Source organism: Thalassobaculum salexigens DSM 19539 (assembly GCF_000423805.1).
GTDB lineage: Bacteria > Pseudomonadota > Alphaproteobacteria > Thalassobaculales > Thalassobaculaceae > Thalassobaculum > Thalassobaculum litoreum.
The window spans coordinates 55,714-71,419 of the sequence record NZ_KE384093.1 but is presented as its reverse complement, the minus strand read 5'-3'; the positions used below and the strand labels follow the sequence as shown (position 1 = coordinate 71,419).

The 15,706-nt window shown below is 68.6% G+C and carries 15 protein-coding genes; 7 read left to right on the top strand and 8 right to left on the bottom strand.

Going from position 1 to position 15,706, the window contains the following annotated elements; translation table 11 throughout:
- The first annotated feature begins 5 nt into the window (after window positions 1–5).
- Window positions 6–470: a hypothetical protein gene (locus tag G578_RS0104595; RefSeq protein ID WP_028793239.1), complete on the top strand. Its 465-nt coding sequence runs from the start codon at window positions 6–8 to the stop codon at window positions 468–470.
- Here G578_RS0104595 and G578_RS0104590 read toward each other — a convergent pair.
- The 7 genes from G578_RS0104590 to G578_RS0104560 all read right to left on the bottom strand — a co-directional run bounded on the left by G578_RS0104590 (window position 467) and on the right by G578_RS0104560 (window position 8,017).
- Window positions 467–1,369 (bottom strand): LysR family transcriptional regulator, encoded by a 903-nt coding sequence (locus tag G578_RS0104590; RefSeq protein ID WP_028793238.1) that lies wholly within the window; start codon window positions 1,367–1,369, stop codon window positions 467–469. The two genes, G578_RS0104595 and G578_RS0104590, sit on opposite strands and share 4 nt — an antisense overlap.
- 7 nt (window positions 1,370–1,376) lie before the next feature.
- A complete protein-coding gene (locus G578_RS0104585; protein WP_028793237.1) occupies window positions 1,377–2,312 on the bottom strand; it encodes a hydroxymethylglutaryl-CoA lyase in 936 nt (311 codons plus the stop codon).
- Complete coding sequence (locus G578_RS0104580; RefSeq protein ID WP_028793236.1) at window positions 2,309–3,547, bottom strand: CaiB/BaiF CoA transferase family protein; 1,239 nt, start codon at window positions 3,545–3,547, stop codon at window positions 2,309–2,311. Before G578_RS0104580 ends, G578_RS0104585 begins: the two co-directional genes overlap by 4 nt.
- Window positions 3,548–3,670: 123 nt before the next feature.
- Window positions 3,671–4,513 (bottom strand): universal stress protein, encoded by an 843-nt coding sequence (locus G578_RS0104575; protein ID WP_028793235.1) that lies wholly within the window; start codon window positions 4,511–4,513, stop codon window positions 3,671–3,673.
- Window positions 4,514–4,616: 103 nt separating this feature from the next.
- Window positions 4,617–5,585, bottom strand: a complete 969-nt coding sequence (locus G578_RS28190; RefSeq protein WP_051243953.1) for a response regulator — start codon at window positions 5,583–5,585, stop codon at window positions 4,617–4,619.
- Window positions 5,586–5,598: 13 nt separating this feature from the next.
- The gene (locus tag G578_RS28185; RefSeq protein WP_028793234.1) at window positions 5,599–7,494 is read right to left on the bottom strand and encodes an ATP-binding protein; all 1,896 of its coding nucleotides are present in this window, start codon (window positions 7,492–7,494) and stop codon (window positions 5,599–5,601) included.
- Between the two features lies 1 nt (window position 7,495).
- A complete protein-coding gene (locus G578_RS0104560; RefSeq protein ID WP_051243950.1) occupies window positions 7,496–8,017 on the bottom strand; it encodes a putative pterin-binding protein in 522 nt (173 codons plus the stop codon).
- Window positions 8,018–8,234: 217 nt separating this feature from the next.
- On the opposite strand from G578_RS0104560, the gene G578_RS0104555 reads away from it, so the two are divergent.
- Window positions 8,235–8,930, top strand: a complete 696-nt coding sequence (locus tag G578_RS0104555) for a response regulator transcription factor (RefSeq protein ID WP_028793232.1) — start codon at window positions 8,235–8,237, stop codon at window positions 8,928–8,930.
- Window positions 8,931–9,016: 86 nt separating this feature from the next.
- Here the strand turns inward: G578_RS0104555 and G578_RS24705 are convergent, their stop codons facing one another.
- A complete protein-coding gene (locus G578_RS24705) occupies window positions 9,017–10,174 on the bottom strand; it encodes an HDOD domain-containing protein (RefSeq protein ID WP_051243947.1) in 1,158 nt (385 codons plus the stop codon).
- A gap of 150 nt (window positions 10,175–10,324) precedes the next feature.
- On the opposite strand from G578_RS24705, the gene G578_RS0104545 reads away from it, so the two are divergent.
- From G578_RS0104545 to G578_RS28180, 5 genes are all read left to right on the top strand, one after another.
- Entirely contained in the window at window positions 10,325–11,047 is a 723-nt protein-coding gene (locus tag G578_RS0104545; RefSeq protein ID WP_028793231.1) for a winged helix-turn-helix domain-containing protein, read from the top strand.
- A gap of 188 nt (window positions 11,048–11,235) precedes the next feature.
- Window positions 11,236–12,051, top strand: a complete 816-nt coding sequence (locus G578_RS0104540) for a flagellin (protein WP_028793230.1) — start codon at window positions 11,236–11,238, stop codon at window positions 12,049–12,051.
- Between the two features lie 80 nt (window positions 12,052–12,131).
- A complete protein-coding gene (locus G578_RS0104535) occupies window positions 12,132–12,530 on the top strand; it encodes a flagellar biosynthesis regulator FlaF (RefSeq protein ID WP_028793229.1) in 399 nt (132 codons plus the stop codon).
- Between the two features lie 88 nt (window positions 12,531–12,618).
- The gene (locus tag G578_RS0104530; protein WP_028793228.1) at window positions 12,619–13,629 is read left to right on the top strand and encodes a DNA-binding response regulator; all 1,011 of its coding nucleotides are present in this window, start codon (window positions 12,619–12,621) and stop codon (window positions 13,627–13,629) included.
- A gap of 194 nt (window positions 13,630–13,823) precedes the next feature.
- Complete coding sequence (locus G578_RS28180; RefSeq protein WP_051243944.1) at window positions 13,824–15,674, top strand: HAMP domain-containing sensor histidine kinase; 1,851 nt, start codon at window positions 13,824–13,826, stop codon at window positions 15,672–15,674.
- The last annotated feature ends 32 nt before the right edge of the window (window positions 15,675–15,706 follow it).

Here is a 15,706-nt window from a genome sequence, read left to right as displayed (position 1 = left end):
CGCCGATGACCCGCGCCATCGCCCTGTTTCTCATCGGCCTGGTCTTCGGCGGCGGCGCCGGCTTTCTCCTGGCCGCCTCCCAAGGCGTGACCCTGGACGGCCACGACCATGGCGACCCGGCCCAGCATTCGGACGCCACGCATCAGCATGGCACGAGCCTGGAGGTCGCCTCGGCGGCTCTGAGCATCGACCTGCGCGCCGACCCGATGGGCGGTTGGACCTTGCACATCCAGCCGACCGGCTTCCGCTTCGCGCCGGAGCATGCCAGCGGCCCGCATGTGCCGGGCGAGGGCCATGCCCATGTCTATGCGAACGGCGAGAAGATCGCCCGGGCCTACGGTCCCTGGCTGCACATCGCCAGCCTGCCGCCGGGCCGGGTGGCGGTCTCCGTCTCGCTGAACACCAACGACCACCGGCCGATCGCGGTCGACGGCGAGCCGCTGGAAGCCAAAGTCATCGTCCAGAACTAAGGGGTCGCACCGATCAGATAGGCGAGAAACGCCTCCGCCGAGGCGGACAGGGCGGACCGCTCCCGGACGCCGAGCAGGAACGGCCGGCGCGACCAGTCCTCCGACAGGGGGATGACGGCGATCCCGTCCACCGCCGCATAGGGGGCGGCCACCGCCTGGGGCAGGATGCCGACACCGAGCCCGGCCGCCGCCATCCGCCGCACCGCTTCGAAGCTGCGCACCCGGAAGGCCACGGTCAGCGGCCGGCCCGCCTCCTCCGCCCGCTGGCAGACCTGGGCGAACAGGGAACTCCCGTCCTCCAGCCCGATATGCGGCTCCTCCAGCAGGTCGCGCAGGGTGAGAGCGCCGGCCCCCGCCAGCCGGTGCCCGGCGGGCACCACGACGCAGAGCAAGTCGGCGCGGAACGGGAAGGCCTGCACCCCCTCATGGGGCACCGAGGCGGCGAAGATGCCGATATCCACATGGCCCTCCAGCACCTCGCGCACGATGTCGCCCGATACGCCCTCGCGCACCTCGAAGCGGATCTCCGGCGCAGCCTCCCGGAAGCGGGAGAACAGGTCTGGCAGGAACTGGTTCACGGCGGAAGGATTGGCTGCGACCCGCACCAGTCCGCGTGCGCCGTCGGAGAACTGCGCCATGTCCTCGCTCACCCGCTCGGCCAGGCGCAGCAGGTTGCGGGCATGGATGACCAGTATCTGGCCGGCGGGGGTAGGCTCGACCCCGCGCACGTCGCGGTGGAGCAGGCGGGTGCCGAACTGCTGCTCCAGATCAGCGATCCGCCGACTGACGGCGGAGATCGCGATATTGGCCTCGCTCGAAGCGGCGGAGAGCGAACCGAGCCGGACCGCCGCCTCGAACAGCCGCAGGGAGGTCAGACCGAGATCGGCCCGCGCTTTCACGAGCAGGTCAAGCAGCGGCCAGGGCGCGGTGGCGCGGCACCGTGCGCAGGTGGCCGCCGGTCTCCGCACCCGGCACCTCGGCCACCACCGTCGCCGCGTCCAGCAGCCGGTCGAGGTCGATGCCGGTGGCGATGCCCATGTTCTCGAAGGTGAAGACCAGGTCCTCGGTCGCCGTGTTGCCGGTGGCACCCGGCGCGAAGGGGCAGCCGCCCAGACCGGCCGCCGCGCTGTCGAACACCCGGATGCCCGCCTGATAGGCGTAGAGCGCGTTGGCCACGCCCAGACCGAAGGTGTCGTGGCCGTGATAGGCCCAGCCGATGCCGTCGCCGGAGAAGCGCTTCAGGACGGTGGCGCAGACCTCCGCCACCTGATCCGGGATCGCCCGGCCGGTGGTGTCGCACAGGCCGAACTCCACCGGCGCGCCGAAGCCCAGCACCGTCTCGATGGCGGCATAGACCGCGTCCGGGTCGGTGGTGCCCTCGAACGGGCAGTCGAACACGGTCGCCAAGTTGGCGCGCAGGCGGAAGCCCGGCACGTCGCGGCCCCGGGCGATCACCTCGCCGAGCTGGCCGATGGAAGCCTCCACCGGGCGACGGACATTGGCGTTGTTGTGGCTCTCGGAGATCGAGAACACGTAGACGATATCGGGAATGCCGGCGGCGAAGGCGTCCTGGGCGCCGCGCAGGTTCGGCACCAGGGTGGACAGCCGGACGTCGGATCCGACCTTGGCAAGCCGGTGAACTTCGGCGGTGTCGGCCATCTGCGGCACATGCACCGGGCTGACGAAGGCGCCGGTCTCGATGCGCGTCAGCCCCGCCTGGGCCAGCAGCTCGACCACCTTGACCTTGGTCTCGGTCGGGATCGGCTCCTTGATCACCTGGAATCCGTCGCGCGGGGCGACGTCGCAAATTTCGACCGGGTAAATCTCAACGGGGTCGCTCACAGCACACCCTCCTTCTTCAACGCGTCGATCTCGTCCGGCGCCATGCCGAGCAGCTCGGCCAGCACCTCGTCGGTATGGGCGCCGACATCCGGCCCGGCCCAGCGCACGCCGCCGGCCGGCCCGCCGGTCATCGCCGGCACCACGCCGGGATGCAGCACCTCGCCCAGGCGCGGGTCGGCGACCCGGCGCACCATGCCCCGGTCCAGGAACTGGGGATCGGCGGCGATATCGGCAATGTCGTAGATCCGCGAACAGGGCACGTCGGCCGCCTCCACCTGCGCCGCCACCTCGTCCAGGGTCAGGCCGGTGGTCCAGTGGGAGATCGCCGCGTCCAGCTCGGCCGCGTGCTTCACCCGGCTGGGATTGTCGGCGTAGCGCGGGTCGTCGGCCAGCTCCAGCCGGCCCATGGCGCCGCAGAGCCGGCGGAACAGGGCGTTGGAATTGGCCGCGATCAGAAACCAGCGTCCATCCGCCGTCGGATAGGCGTTGGACGGCGCGTTGGTCGGCAGGGTCGAGCCGGTCGGCTGACGGACCGCGCCGGTCGCGCCGTATTCCGGTAGGCAGCCCTCCAGCAGGCTGAGGATGCTCTCGGTCAGGGCCACGTCGATCCGGCGGCCTGGCGTCCCCCGTCCCTTGCCCTTCTCGAACAGGGCGGCGAGCAGGCCGATCGCGCCGTACAGCCCGGCCACGCTGTCGCCGATCGAGATGCCGGTGCGCACCGGCGGCAGCTCGCTGACCTCGGGCGGATAGCCCGTCAGGTGGCGCAGGCCGCCGACCGCCTCGCCGATCACCCCGAAGGCGGCCCGGTTATGGCCGGGGCCGGTCTGGCCGTAGCCGGAGACCTGCACCACGATCACGTCGGGATTGACCGCCGTCATGTCCCGCGGGCCCAGGCCCCAGGAGGCGAGCTGGCCCGGCTTGAAGTTCTCGACCACGGCGTCGACCTCGGCGATCAGCCGCTTCACCAGGGCGATGCCTTCCGGCTTCTTCAGGTCGGCAGTGATCGAGCGCTTGTTGCGGCCATGCACGGACCACCACACGGACGCCGTCTCGCCCTCGGGGATGATGCCCCAGGAGCGCACCGGATCGCCCCTGCCGGGCGGTTCGACCTTGATCACATCGGCGCCGAGATCCGCCAGCACGCGGGTGCAGAAGGGGGCGGCGATGAAATGGCCGAGTTCGAGAATGCGCAGACCGCTCAACGGCCCGCCCTGATCGTCAAGTGGTGTGTTCATGGCGTCCTCCATCTCGCGGAGGATACCCAGGTCAGCGATTTGCCAAAATGAGCAATATTCGAAAGATGCCTTCTGGTTTGGCGCAACCCCTCCGGCCCTCTTCGGGGCCTATGCCGCCGACCGTCAGTGCGAGACGAAGACCGGATATTTCGATAGGGTCAACATCCCAAGGGCATGCGATCCGAACCGCGTCATCGTCAGGAACTGGTGGTAGGACGACCCGACAATGAACAGCTCGGCCCCCACGCTGTGGCCATGATCCAACAGCGCCCGCACACGTTTGTCCGCCTTGGGCAGCGCGGCCGTCGTGACCTCATAGCCATGAAGCCTTGCGTAATCCGCCGCACCGCGCAGCAGGTCGGCCGGTGCTTCGCCGGATTTCGGATCGCCCACGGTCACGATATGCAACGGAATGTCGCCGAACGGCCGCATCTGAACGAAGTGCTTGAACGATTTCGCACTGTCGAGCGAACCGGACAGGCCGACCATGGCCTTGGCGGGCGTTCCCTCAAAGCCCTGGGGCACGACGAGCAAGGGACGCAGCCCCATGGCAACGAAGTGCAGGAGGGTTTCGGCATCGGCCGGCTCGTTCGAGCCCGGCTCCCAGACGTGGTCCGACAGCACGGTGAGGTCCTGAAACCGCCAGGCCTGCGCCAGGCTTTGGTCGCGGTCGCCGGTCGTCTCCTCGGCAAGGAAGGGGACATCGTTCGCTTCGCAGATCTTGCGGAGGCCGGAGACCGCCTCCTTGGCCGTGCTAAGGCCTCGGGCCACCCGATTCTTGATCATTTCGTAGCGGTAATGAAATCCGCCTAGAGGAGCCGGACCGATGTTGGACAGTTGATCCTTATCGACCGCAACGAACCCGGTTATCGAGGCCCCGTTGCGGCGGGCGATATCCAGTGCCACGCGCACATGGCTTGAGGTCTTCGGGTCTTCCGAGGCGACCAGGAGGATCTTTCGAATCATAGCGCTCTCACCTCTCGCAACAACACCGACGGCATGATAGCCGGCGACCTCGGACCAGAAAATGACATTCGGCGCACTCAAAGCTGCAGTCTCGCAGCATGGTTCAGGTCGATCCCGCCGCCTCTTCCCGCCGCACCCGCTCGACCGCCAGACGCAGCCGCTCGACCAGCATGTCGGTTTCGGAGGAGGTCTCCAGGATACCCTGGTCCAGGAGCAGGGCCAGGGCCTCCACATGGGTGCGCACCGCGCGCACCCGGCGACCGCCGGCCAGCGAGAGCACCGCCGGCGTCTTCAGCACCGGGCGCAGCAGGCGCTCCAGGCTGGCGCCGACGGCGGCGGCCGCCGTGTGGCCGAAGCTCGGCGCCTGACCGGAAATATCGTGGGCGATGCGAAAGATCCTGCGCCAGGGCTCCTCGGACGCAGGCGCTGTGGTCTCGACCTCCCCCAGCAGCGCGCGCAGCGTCACCACCTCGCCCTGCAGGATCTCGGAATAGTCCGGCAGGCCCTCGGTGGCCTGGCTGATCACCGCCTCCTCGTCGTCACCCTCCCAGGGCAGGTCGGCCATCCGGTCCGCCAGCCGCCGCCGCGGGCCGGTATAGGTCTGCTCCCGGGGCCGGCGCCGGTCGGGACCGGAATAGCCGGCGGTCTGGATCAGGCTGCGCGGCCGCGACAGGGCGGCGACCAGGCGCTGCTCGAGCTTCTGAGCCGAGATCGGCTTCACCAGGTACTCGGTCACGCCCTGGCCCCGCATCGCCAGCACCCGGGCCTTGTTGGCGACCGAGGTGACCATGATCACCGGCAGGCCGCAGCAGGCCGGGTCTCGGTGCCGGCGCAGGGCGCACACGAACTCCAGCCCGTCGGTCGGCTCCATCATCCAGTCGCAGATGGCCACGTCGTAGCGGTGGCGCTCGACCTGACGCAAGGCGGCCGATCCGTCCGCCGCCTCGTCGACCGCCGCGAAGCCGAACTGGCGCAGCAAAGAGCGCACAAGCTGGCGCATCAGCGGACTGTCGTCGATGACGAGGGCGGAGAGGCCCTGGAACAGGGCGTCGTTGGCGCCGGAAGTGCTCATTGCCGGTCGTTCCTCAATCGTCGTCCAGTTGCGCAACCAGGCCCAGCACCGCGGAGCGCTGGCGCTCCGTCAGTGACGCCGCGGCGCGGTGCTCGGTCGCCGGGGACAGCTTGTCGGGTTCGGACTGCATCGTCACGTCGCGCCCCAGCGCGGTGGCGATCACCCGGACCAGTTCGGCCTCGGCGATCGGCTTGGTGACGCAGCCGGCCATGCCGGCCACGGTGAAGGCGTCCACGTCCTCCGGCATCGCGCTGGCGGTCAGCGCGATCACCGGCGGCCGGTCAGCGCCGAGCACGCGGCCGATCTCCTGGAATGCGGTCATCCCGTCCATTTCCGGCATGTTGATATCCATCAGGATGGCATCGCAGCTCTCCTCGGCGGCCCGGGCCACCGCTTCGGCCCCATCGACGGCGAAGACGCAGGAGGCGCCCAGGCGCTCCAGCAGGCGCCGGATGACCTGACGGTTGGTGCCGTTGTCCTCGGCCACGAGCAGATGCAGGCCGGTCAGCGGCCGGACCGCCACCGGATCGGCGGCGGGGGCGTCCTCATGGACGCCGTCCTCCACCGGAACCTCGAACCAGAAGATGCTGCCCTGGCCCGGTGTGCTGGTCATCGCCATGCGGCCGCCGAGACGCTCGACGATGTCGCGGCTGATCGACAGGCCGAGGCCGATGCCTTCGCTCTCCGACTGCCCCGCCTGGTAGAAGCGCTGGAAGATCCGCTCCTGCTGGTCCTCGGCGATGCCGACGCCGGTGTCGCAGACGCTGACCCGCAGGCGCATCTGGCCGCGACCGACGAAGGCGATACGGGCGTGCACGTCGACCGAGCCGTCCCGGGTGAACTTCACGGCGTTGCCGATCAGGTTGACCAGCACCTGCTTGACCCGGGCGCGGTCGGCGCGAACCAGCCGGTCGCCGGTATCCGCCAGGTCGAGGGTCAGGAGGTTGTTGCGGTCGCGGGCGCGCTCGGCGAGCAGGTCGACCGCCTCGCGCAGCAGCGCGCCGACCTGGAACGAGGTCGGATTGACGCGGAACTTGCCGACCTCGACCCGGGCAGCGTCGATCACGTCGTCCACCAGTCCGCACAGCATGGCGGCCGAGGTCTGCGCCACCTCGACCATGCGGGCGATCTCCGGGTTGCGGGTCAGGTGGCCGATCTCGCGCAGCAGGCCGGAGACCGCATTCAGCGGCGTGCGCATCTCGTGGCTCATGCTGGCGACGAAGCGACTCTTGGCCTGGCTCGACCGCTCGGCCATCTCCAGCGCCTCGGTCAGCCGGCGGCGGCTGCCCGCCAGTTCGGCGATCTGCTTGATCGTCACCCCACCGAGCAGACCGCTGACCAGCAGCAACACCGCGAGGGAGACGATCAGATACAGCATCTCGTCGTGCATCCGGTCCCGCGCGGCGGAACGCACGGCGGCAGTGTAGGACACCACGTTGAGGGCGGCGGACTGCAGCGGGTCGGCGTAGGAGCCCAATCCCCGCTCGATCGATCGGGCCAGCGAGGCGACCCGGGGGTCCTCGCGGGCGATCAGGGCGTCGAGGGCGTCGACCTCCTCCGCGAGACGCGGCAGCAGGGCCTGCAGCGCCGGACTCTCGCGCAGCCCGGCATAGGCGTCGCCCTGCTGCACCGTCAGGATGCGGCTGACGAAAATCTCGTAACGCTCGCTCAGCATCTCATAGTCGGCCTCACCGGCCACCGCTTCGCGCGCCGCCTTCATCAGCTTCAGATGCTCGGCCTGAAGTTGGTAGACCGCCCATTGCCAGTTCTCGGTCGGCCGCTGGATCTGCCGTTCCAGCGAGACGTAGATCGACACCGCCAGCACCGCCGCCCCGATGGCCGTGACGATGGCCAGCAGGGCGAGCAGGCTGAGCTGGGTGGGTCTGAAGCGCGGCGCGCGGTGGGGCATCTCACTCGATCTCGATCGACTTCAGCTGCCAGATCGACCAGTTCAGGAAATCGTCGCCGGTCAGGCGCGGGTCACTGTCATAGGGAAAGATGATCCACAGCGGACCGCGCTCGCGGATCTTCATCAGGGCGCCGTTCTGGCGGATCGCGACGAAGGCGCCGGACTCCACCAGGTCCGCGATCGGCATGGTGACCGCGTAGTCGTTGATCGCCGTCGCGCGCACCGTGTCGCCCTTGGCGCCGACCAGATCGAACAGTGCCGCGATCGGGAAGCCGTCGAAGCGCTGCACGCCTTCGGTCCAGGGCGTTCTGGTCTCCAGTACCTGCGGCGCCAGCGCTTCGAGCTGGGCCCGGTCGAATTCCGCGGTCCCGCCGGCATTGGTGTTCTCGATCGCGCCGGCGACCACCAGAATGGGCCGGCCGGCCGGCGCGACGAGGGTGTCGGCCACGCTGTTCAGCGGACCGGTCAGCAGCACCGTCGCCATCGCGGCGACGGCGATCAGCCCATGGCTGAAAAGTTTCATGGGTCTCTCCGGGAATTTATCTGAAATTCCAAATATCCAGGCGTTCCGAGCCTCGACGGGCGGACCATGGCTTCCTTGAATTGAAATTTCGTTAACCGCTAACCAGAAGCTTTAAGCACGACCCTCTCCAAATGGGGACGGCGCCCGGCCGGCCGAGCGCGCATATCAGCGCCACGAACCTCGTCCAAGGACGGCACCCAGAACGGAGGCGCAGAAAATGGAAATCGCACGTGAGACCCGCACGATCGGCCTGGTCGGATCTTCCGGCACGGCGGACCGCCTTGCGGACGCCCTGGCCGCCACCGGCGTCGGCATCACCCGCTTCCCGACCGCCAGCTTTCCCGGCCGCCCGACGCAGAACTGCGGGCCCGACGCGCTGATCGTCGTCAGCGACGATATCGCAGACTGCGTCGCCACCCGCCGGCGCTGGAAAGCGCCCCCGATCATCGTCGTCAGCGACGATCGCCCGACCAAGGCCCGCGCCCTCTGCCTGTGCGCCGACGACGCGGTCGCCTGTGACGTGGAGATCGGGGAGATTGCGCTCCGCGTCACCGTCGCCATCCGCCGCGCCCAGCGGACCGATCCGTATGCGGAGCCGGAGCCGGCGACGCTTGGCGGCTTTCGGCTCGACGAGGACGGCAACGCGCTCTTCGTGCGAGACCAGCGCATCCGCCTGACCCCGCGTCAGGTCAGCATCATGTCGGTGCTGCGCAGCCATGTGGAGCACAACCCGATCCCGCTGAGCCGGATCTACCAGGCGGTCTGCTCGTCGGGCGACCGGCAACCGAACCACGAGACGATCCGCGTCCATATCAGCATGCTGAACAAGAAGCTGGCGAGCGTCGCCGGCGCCGGCGCCGGTGTCCGCATCCGCTGCAGTCAGGACGGCTACTACGTTCAGGCGGCGGCCTGACCCCGGAAGCCGCCCCGGCGCAGTCGCGGCCGCTCCGCCTGCCCCCACCGAATCCGGCCGACCCACCCGAGTATGACGGAGCCCGATCAGGGCGGCGCGCCCTCCCGGGCCACGGCGGTCCAGGCCGACACCGGCCACCGGACCTCCAGGGGCGACATGTCCTCTCCCAACATCAGCCGGCCGGCCAGCGCCACGATCTGGCCGGCGGTGGCAAGCGATCCGCACTGTCCGGTAGCCTGGTCGGCCACCCCGCCGGTCAGTGAGTCCGGCAGGCCCCAGGTCCCCAGCAGATAGGCGCCCACCAACGCGTGGTCGACGCCGAAGGCCGCGCGCTCGAGTCTGGCCAAGCCCTCCATCTGCAGCACACCGTCGACGATCCGGGGCTCGAATGTCTCCGGGAAGTTGTCGATCAGCACCAGCAGGCCGACATCCGACAGCAGGCCGACGGTCGCCACCAGTTCGCGCTCGGCCCGATCCCAGCCAAGGTCGCGGGCGATCCGCGCGGACAGGGCCGATTTCAGCAGCATGGTCTCGACGATCTGCTGGGCGACGGGCGCGCCGCCGATCCGGTCGTGCACCACCTGGCTGAGCACGCCGTAGGTGAGGACCAGCGACTTCAGCGTCTCCATCCCGAGGAACTGCACCGCGCCGCGCACCGTGGCGATCCGCTTGGGCGCGCCGAAATAGCTCGAATTCGCGACCTGAATCAGCCGGGTGGCGATGCCCGGGTCGCGGGCGACGATCTCGGCGATCGCCTCGGTATCCAGCGTGTCGCGGCGCAGCTGCTCGGTCAGCTCGCGATAGGAGCCGGGCAGGGCCGGGATCGCCGTCAGGCTGGCGACCAGGGCGACCACCGCCTTGCCGCCGAGCCGCTCGCGCAGATCGAGGGCGTTGTCGATCGCCGCGATCAGGGTCGGCCCGTCGGTCGGCTTCGACAGGAACTGATGGGCGATCCCCGCCGCCCGCAGCCCCGCCTCCGCCTCGCTCTGGCCGGAGAGCACGAATCGGATGGTCTGCGGGAACCGGTCGCGCAGCGCGTCCAGCAACGTCACCCCGTCCATCCCCGGCATCCGCAGATCGCAGACCACCACCGTCGCCGGCTCGGCCCCGCAGGCCACCAGGGCGCGGCGGGCATCCTCGAAGAACATCAGATCCCACGCCTCTCGGCGGCTGCGGAGCATGCGCCGCAAGCCATTGAGAACATGCGGTTCGTCATCGACGAAAAAGATGCGCGGTCGATCCATGTCACCCCCTGGGCACAGAATACATCCGAGAAACCCGGACGACCTTCCTAAATGGGGATACGAGCCGTCCGTCGGGTTGGGCAGTTTCCCAACGCACGCCGAAAGACGTGCCGTGAAGAACCGGAACCCCAGACAGAAGGATGGACTCCGATGGCGACAACAGCCTGCATCGCCCTCGTCGATGGCGATACCCGTTCCCGAGATACCCTGGCCGCCCAGCTCCGCGACAACCACTTCGCGGTCGATGCGGTCGCCTCCATGGGCGATTTGGACTCCCTGGCCGACGGCAACCGGCCCGACTGCGTGATCGTTGCCCTGTCCTCCGCCGGCCAGAGCGGCTTCGAGGACATTCGCACGTTCCGCAGCCGCGACGACCGTCCGATGATCGCGCTCACTGCGGCCAACCAGTCGGTCGATCGCATCATCGCCCTGGAACTCGGCGCCGACGACGTTGTCGAGCGCGACACCTCGCCGCGTGAAGTGTCGGCCCGAGTTCGCGCGATCATGCGCCGGATCCGCAGCATCGACAGCAGCAACGGCACCCCGCAGACGCTCACCGTCATGCGCTTCGGTCGCTGGTCGCTGGACGTGGTGCGCCGCCGCGTGTTCAACGAGACCGAGGGCGAGGTCGACATGACCAGCGGCGAGTTCGACATCCTGCGCTGCTTCGTCCAGAACCCGCTGCGGCCGCTGACCCGCCAGCAGATCCTGGACGAGACCCGCGGCGGTCGCTGCGAGGGATACGAACGGTCGATCGACGTGTTGATCGGTCGTATCCGGCGCAAGATCGAAGAGGATCAGTCCAACCCGCGCCTCATCCAGACCGTGCGCGGCATCGGGTATGTTTTCGCCGCCGCCGTCAACGCACAGTAATCAATTTCTTAAACCGCGCAGGATTTAAATTCTGGGCGGTTTTTATTTTACTAATTTTGTAAATGGCAATTGATATACTAAAGTATCATTGTTTTTTGTTCATGTTTGTTGTGTTTTTTATTTAGTAGCGACGAAGTACATCTCTCTCATCGCCAGTGAGAACACTGGTCCACACGAGGAGAACCACGATGCTTTCGATCAACACCAACTCCAGCGCCATGGCCGCTGTCCAGATGTACAACTCCGCCTCCAACGACCTGTCCCAGGTCCAGAAGCGGATTTCCACGGGCCTCAAGGTCGCCGACGGCTTCGACGACGCGTCGACCTTCGCCGTCGCCCAGCGCCTGCGTTCGGACATCAAGGCCTTCGACAAGATCGACCAGTCGATGAACGGCGTTAAGGGCTCGGTCGAGGTCGCCATGGCCGGCGCCACCGCGGTGAGCGATCTGACCGGCTCGATCCGCGAGAAGGTGACCCAACTCGCCGACGACAGCATCAGTGCCGAGACCCGCGCGAGCTACACCGAAGACCTGACCTCGATGCTGGCCCAGGTGGACTCGTTCATCGCCAATTCGAACTTCGACGGCTCGAACCTGCTGCAGACCGCCTCGACCGACCTCAGCTTCGTCGCGGCCGCCGACGGCACGACCATGACGGTCTCCGCCGCGGACATCGAGACCGCGAAGACGACCCTCGACGGTGCCGTCGACGTTTCCGATGCGGCCAACGCCCGCACCACCCTGGCCGCGCTCGACACGTTCGAGACCGCCGTGAACAGCGCGATCAGCTCGCTGGGCAGCGACGGCAAGGCGCTGGACATGCACAGCGACTTCATCGGCAAGCTGAGCGATGCCACCGAGAAGGGTCTGGGCAACATGGTCGACGCCGACCTGGCCCAGGAAGCCGCCAACCAGAGCGCGCTGCAGGTCAAGCAGCAGCTCGCGGTGCAGGCCCTGAGCTCCGCGGCCAGCGCCCCGATGAACATCCTGTCGCTGTTCCGCTGACCCCTACCGAGAGGGCTGCGCCGGATCCTCCCGGCGCGGCCCCTCCTGCCTTGCCCATCCTGTGAGGGAGTGCCTGTAAAATGCATGCGCACTACAACGCCTACCGCAAAACGCTGAACCACACCGGCGCCTCGCGCCACCGCGACGCCAGCGAGCTGGCCCGGGTGACCGTGGCGCTCCGGCATGCCGAGACCGGTCACGACCGGGCCCAGGCGATCGAGGAGACCCGGCAGATCTGGACCCGTTGCGGCGTCAATGCCTGTCACGACGAGACCGCCATGCCGGACGAGATCCGCCGGTCCATGCGCGACCTTGCCAGCGACATGATCCTGGCCTGCGCCAAGGCCGCGGCCGGCGATGTCGGATCGCTGCGCGCGCTGATCGAGGTCAACCAGAGCGTCGTGTCGGGCCTGAACCCGGCGATGCCCCGCAGTTTCCACGGCGACGCCTTCCACCCTCGCGTGCGCCAGGTGGCGTGACCGAAAACTCCGGAAAACGGGTGCGCGCTTGCTTGGATGCTATTGTGGCCGTATTGAGCGTGTATCGGGTCAATTTTTCGATGTGCGCATGTCCTCCGTCACACGCCCGCTCATCGCCTTCGTCGACGACGAACCGATGGTCCTCGACGCCCTGAAGCGCTCATTGCGGTCCCGGGCCAAGGACTGGGATATGATCTTCTTCCCCTCGGCCGAGGCATTCTGGGACGTGCGCAGCGACGACTGGCCCGACGTGGCGGTCCTCGACCTGACGATGCCCGGCTGGTCCGGCCTCGACCTCGCCACCCGGATGCGCGAGGCGGGGGCGCAGACCCGCTGCATCATGCTCACCGGCAATGCCAGCCTGAAGGACGCGATGGGCTTCATCAACGAGGCCTCGGTATTCCGCTACTACATGAAACCCTGCGCGCCCGAGGTGCTGGGTGCCGCGGTCGACGCCGCCCTGGCCGATGCCCGCGAACGCAGCGCGACGCCCGCCACGGACGGCCCGGCCAGGACCGACGCGGAATCCCTGCTGGCCGACCGGCTGTCGATCGGCACGGTGGTGCTCGACGCCGACCAGGGGGTGTCCTTCGTTAACAAGATCGGCCTGAAGATCCTCGGCGGCAGCGGCGCCCTGTCCCAGGACGGCGCCCGGCGGCTGCGCGCCGGCAGCCCGGACAGCGCCCGCGCCCTGGACGCCGCGATCCGGGCGGCGGCGGAGACCGGAGAGACCGGCTTCGTCGCCCTGCCCGACACCGCCGGCGGCAGCACCCTGCACGTGACGGTCTGCGGCGATCCGCAGAGCCTCGGCACCGCCGGCGTCACCCTGTTCATCAGCGACCCGGACCTGACCCGCTACCCGACGGCCGACACCCTGTCCCGACTGTTCGCGCTGACCGGCTCGGAAAGCCGGCTGGTGGAGCAGCTGGTGCGTGGCCTCAGCCTGGAAGAGGCGGCCGAGGCGAACGGGCTGAAGATCAGCTCGGCGCGCACCTACCTGAAGGCGATCTTCCAGAAGATGGGTGTGGTGCGCCAGGCCGAGCTGGTGCAGAAGGCCCTGACCACCTCGGCCTCGGTGGTGCGCGCCGACCAGGACTGACGAACCCTCCCCCGGACCGTTCCGGCCGGCGGGGTCGCCGCGCCAAGCGTGGGATCGGGGGCCTCGACCCATAGGGGAAGCGACACCATGCAGAGCCACCGACTATGCACCGCCGCCGACGGGGACTGGGAAAACGGGCGCGCGATCGCCCTGACCCCGGTTGAAACCGGTATCAGCCTGACCGGCGAGGCCCCGTGTCCTTCCGGCTGAAGACCATCCTGGGTGTGGCGCTGATCCAGGCCCTGCTGCTGGCCGCCATGGTGGTCAGCAGCCTCTACTATCTGCGCGCCTCCAACCAGACGCAGCTCGACGAACGGGCTCGCACCACCGCCAAGCTGATCGCCACGATGACCCGCGACAGCGTGGTCGCCACCGATCTCGCCACCCTCGACGCCCTGGTCGAGCAGGTGCTGACCAATCCGGATATCGACTACCTGCGGGTGCGCGGCGTCGGCGGCGAGGTTCTCGCCCAGGGTGGCGATCCCGACGCCCTGGGCGCTCCGTTCCAGGCCGACGATAGCCCTTGGGCCGTCCATGCGGACGGACGGATCGACATCGCCCAGCCGATCGACGTGGCCGGCCGCCGCTTCGGCATGATCGAACTCGGCCTGTCGATCACCGCCCTGCAGAACGTGCTCGACGACGCGGTGCCCTGGATGGGCGCGATGGTTCTGATCGAGCTTGCGCTGGTCGGCCTGCTCGGCCTTGTGCTGGGTCAGTATCTGATGCGGCAGCTCGGCTCGCTGCGCGACGGCGCCGGGCGGGTGGCCAGCGGCGATTTCGGCTACCAGATCGCCATCGGCGGCACCGACGAGCTGGCCCAGACCGCCCGCAGTTTCAACGCCATGTCCCAGGCGCTGGCCGGTTTCGCGGCCGAGCAGCGCGCCGCGCGCGACGCCGCCGAACGCAAATCCTACGAGGCCGAGGCGATCCTGACCGACGCGGTGGCCAGCATGGCGGAAGCGATCCTGATCGCCGACGACCACGGCCGGGTCCTGCGGGTGAACGATGCCTTCCGCCGGTTCTACCCCGCCGTCACCGACCAGATCCTCGCCGGCGGCTCGCTCCGCCAGATCCTCTCCGTGGCCGAGGAGCTGTACGGCCACCCGCTGAACGAACGGATCAAGGAGCTGGAGACCCGGGCGGCGACGGCCCGGCAGGTGTCGCTGTCCGACGGCCGCAGACTGCTGGTCGATCACCGGCCGACCGGCCTCGGTGGGGTCGTCATCGTTGCCAAGGACGTCACCGAACTCGCGCAGGCCCAGGAACGGACCCGCAGCCTCCAGCTCGAGCTGATGCAGAGCCAGAAGCTGGAGAGCCTGGGCACGCTCGCCGCCGGCATCGCCCACGAGATCAACACGCCGATGCAGTTCATCGGCGACAACCTGCGCTTCCTGGAGGAGGTGGTGGACGAGGTCCTGGCGCTGCGGACACCGATCGAGGCCCTGCCGGAGGATTTCGTGGACGAGGTGCCGTCGGCGATCCGCGACAGCCTGGCCGGCGTTGCCCGGGTCGGCCAGATCGTCGGCTCCATGCGCAGCTTCGCGCACCCCGATCCCCTGGCGCCGGAGCCCAACGACCTGAACGAGTGCGTGCGGGTGACCACCAACGTGTCGCGCAATCTGTGGAAGCAGGTGGCCAGGGTGGAACTGGAGCTGGACGAGGCGCTTCCGCGGGTGCCGTGCAAGCCGGGTGAGATCAACCAGGTGGTGCTGAACCTGATCTCCAACGCGGTCGATGCCATAGACGAGGCGCGGGCGCCGGGCACGGTCGGCACCATCACCATCCGCACCCTGGTCGACGGCGACATGGCCGAGATCCAGGTCCAGGACGACGGCCCCGGCATGCCGCCGGAGGTGCGTGCGCGGATCTTCGACATGTTCTACACGACCAAGCCGACGGGCAAGGGCACCGGCCAGGGCCTGGCCATCGTCGCCGCCATCCTGGCCGGCCACAAGGGCCGCATCCTGGTCGACAGCACGCCCGGCGAGGGCACGACGTTCCGGGTGCGCCTGCCGCTCAAACCGAACCGGGACGCGGGATAGGCATTTCCCGCTCCTTCACGCCCCGGAATAAA

Coding starts and splice junctions, on each gene's coding strand:
- G578_RS0104530 (WP_028793228.1), top strand. CDS start 12,619: ATGTCCTCCGTCACACGCCCGCTCATCGCCTTCGTCGACGACGAACCG.
- G578_RS0104575 (WP_028793235.1), bottom strand. CDS start 4,513: ATGATTCGAAAGATCCTCCTGGTCGCCTCGGAAGACCCGAAGACCTCA.
- G578_RS0104580 (WP_028793236.1), bottom strand. CDS start 3,547: ATGAACACACCACTTGACGATCAGGGCGGGCCGTTGAGCGGTCTGCGC.
- G578_RS0104555 (WP_028793232.1), top strand. CDS start 8,235: ATGGAAATCGCACGTGAGACCCGCACGATCGGCCTGGTCGGATCTTCC.
- G578_RS24705 (WP_051243947.1), bottom strand. CDS start 10,174: ATGGATCGACCGCGCATCTTTTTCGTCGATGACGAACCGCATGTTCTC.
- G578_RS0104595 (WP_028793239.1), top strand. CDS start 6: ATGACCCGCGCCATCGCCCTGTTTCTCATCGGCCTGGTCTTCGGCGGC.
- G578_RS0104540 (WP_028793230.1), top strand. CDS start 11,236: ATGCTTTCGATCAACACCAACTCCAGCGCCATGGCCGCTGTCCAGATG.
- G578_RS0104545 (WP_028793231.1), top strand. CDS start 10,325: ATGGCGACAACAGCCTGCATCGCCCTCGTCGATGGCGATACCCGTTCC.
- G578_RS0104560 (WP_051243950.1), bottom strand. CDS start 8,017: ATGAAACTTTTCAGCCATGGGCTGATCGCCGTCGCCGCGATGGCGACG.
- G578_RS28190 (WP_051243953.1), bottom strand. CDS start 5,585: ATGAGCACTTCCGGCGCCAACGACGCCCTGTTCCAGGGCCTCTCCGCC.
- G578_RS28185 (WP_028793234.1), bottom strand. CDS start 7,494: ATGCCCCACCGCGCGCCGCGCTTCAGACCCACCCAGCTCAGCCTGCTC.
- G578_RS0104535 (WP_028793229.1), top strand. CDS start 12,132: ATGCATGCGCACTACAACGCCTACCGCAAAACGCTGAACCACACCGGC.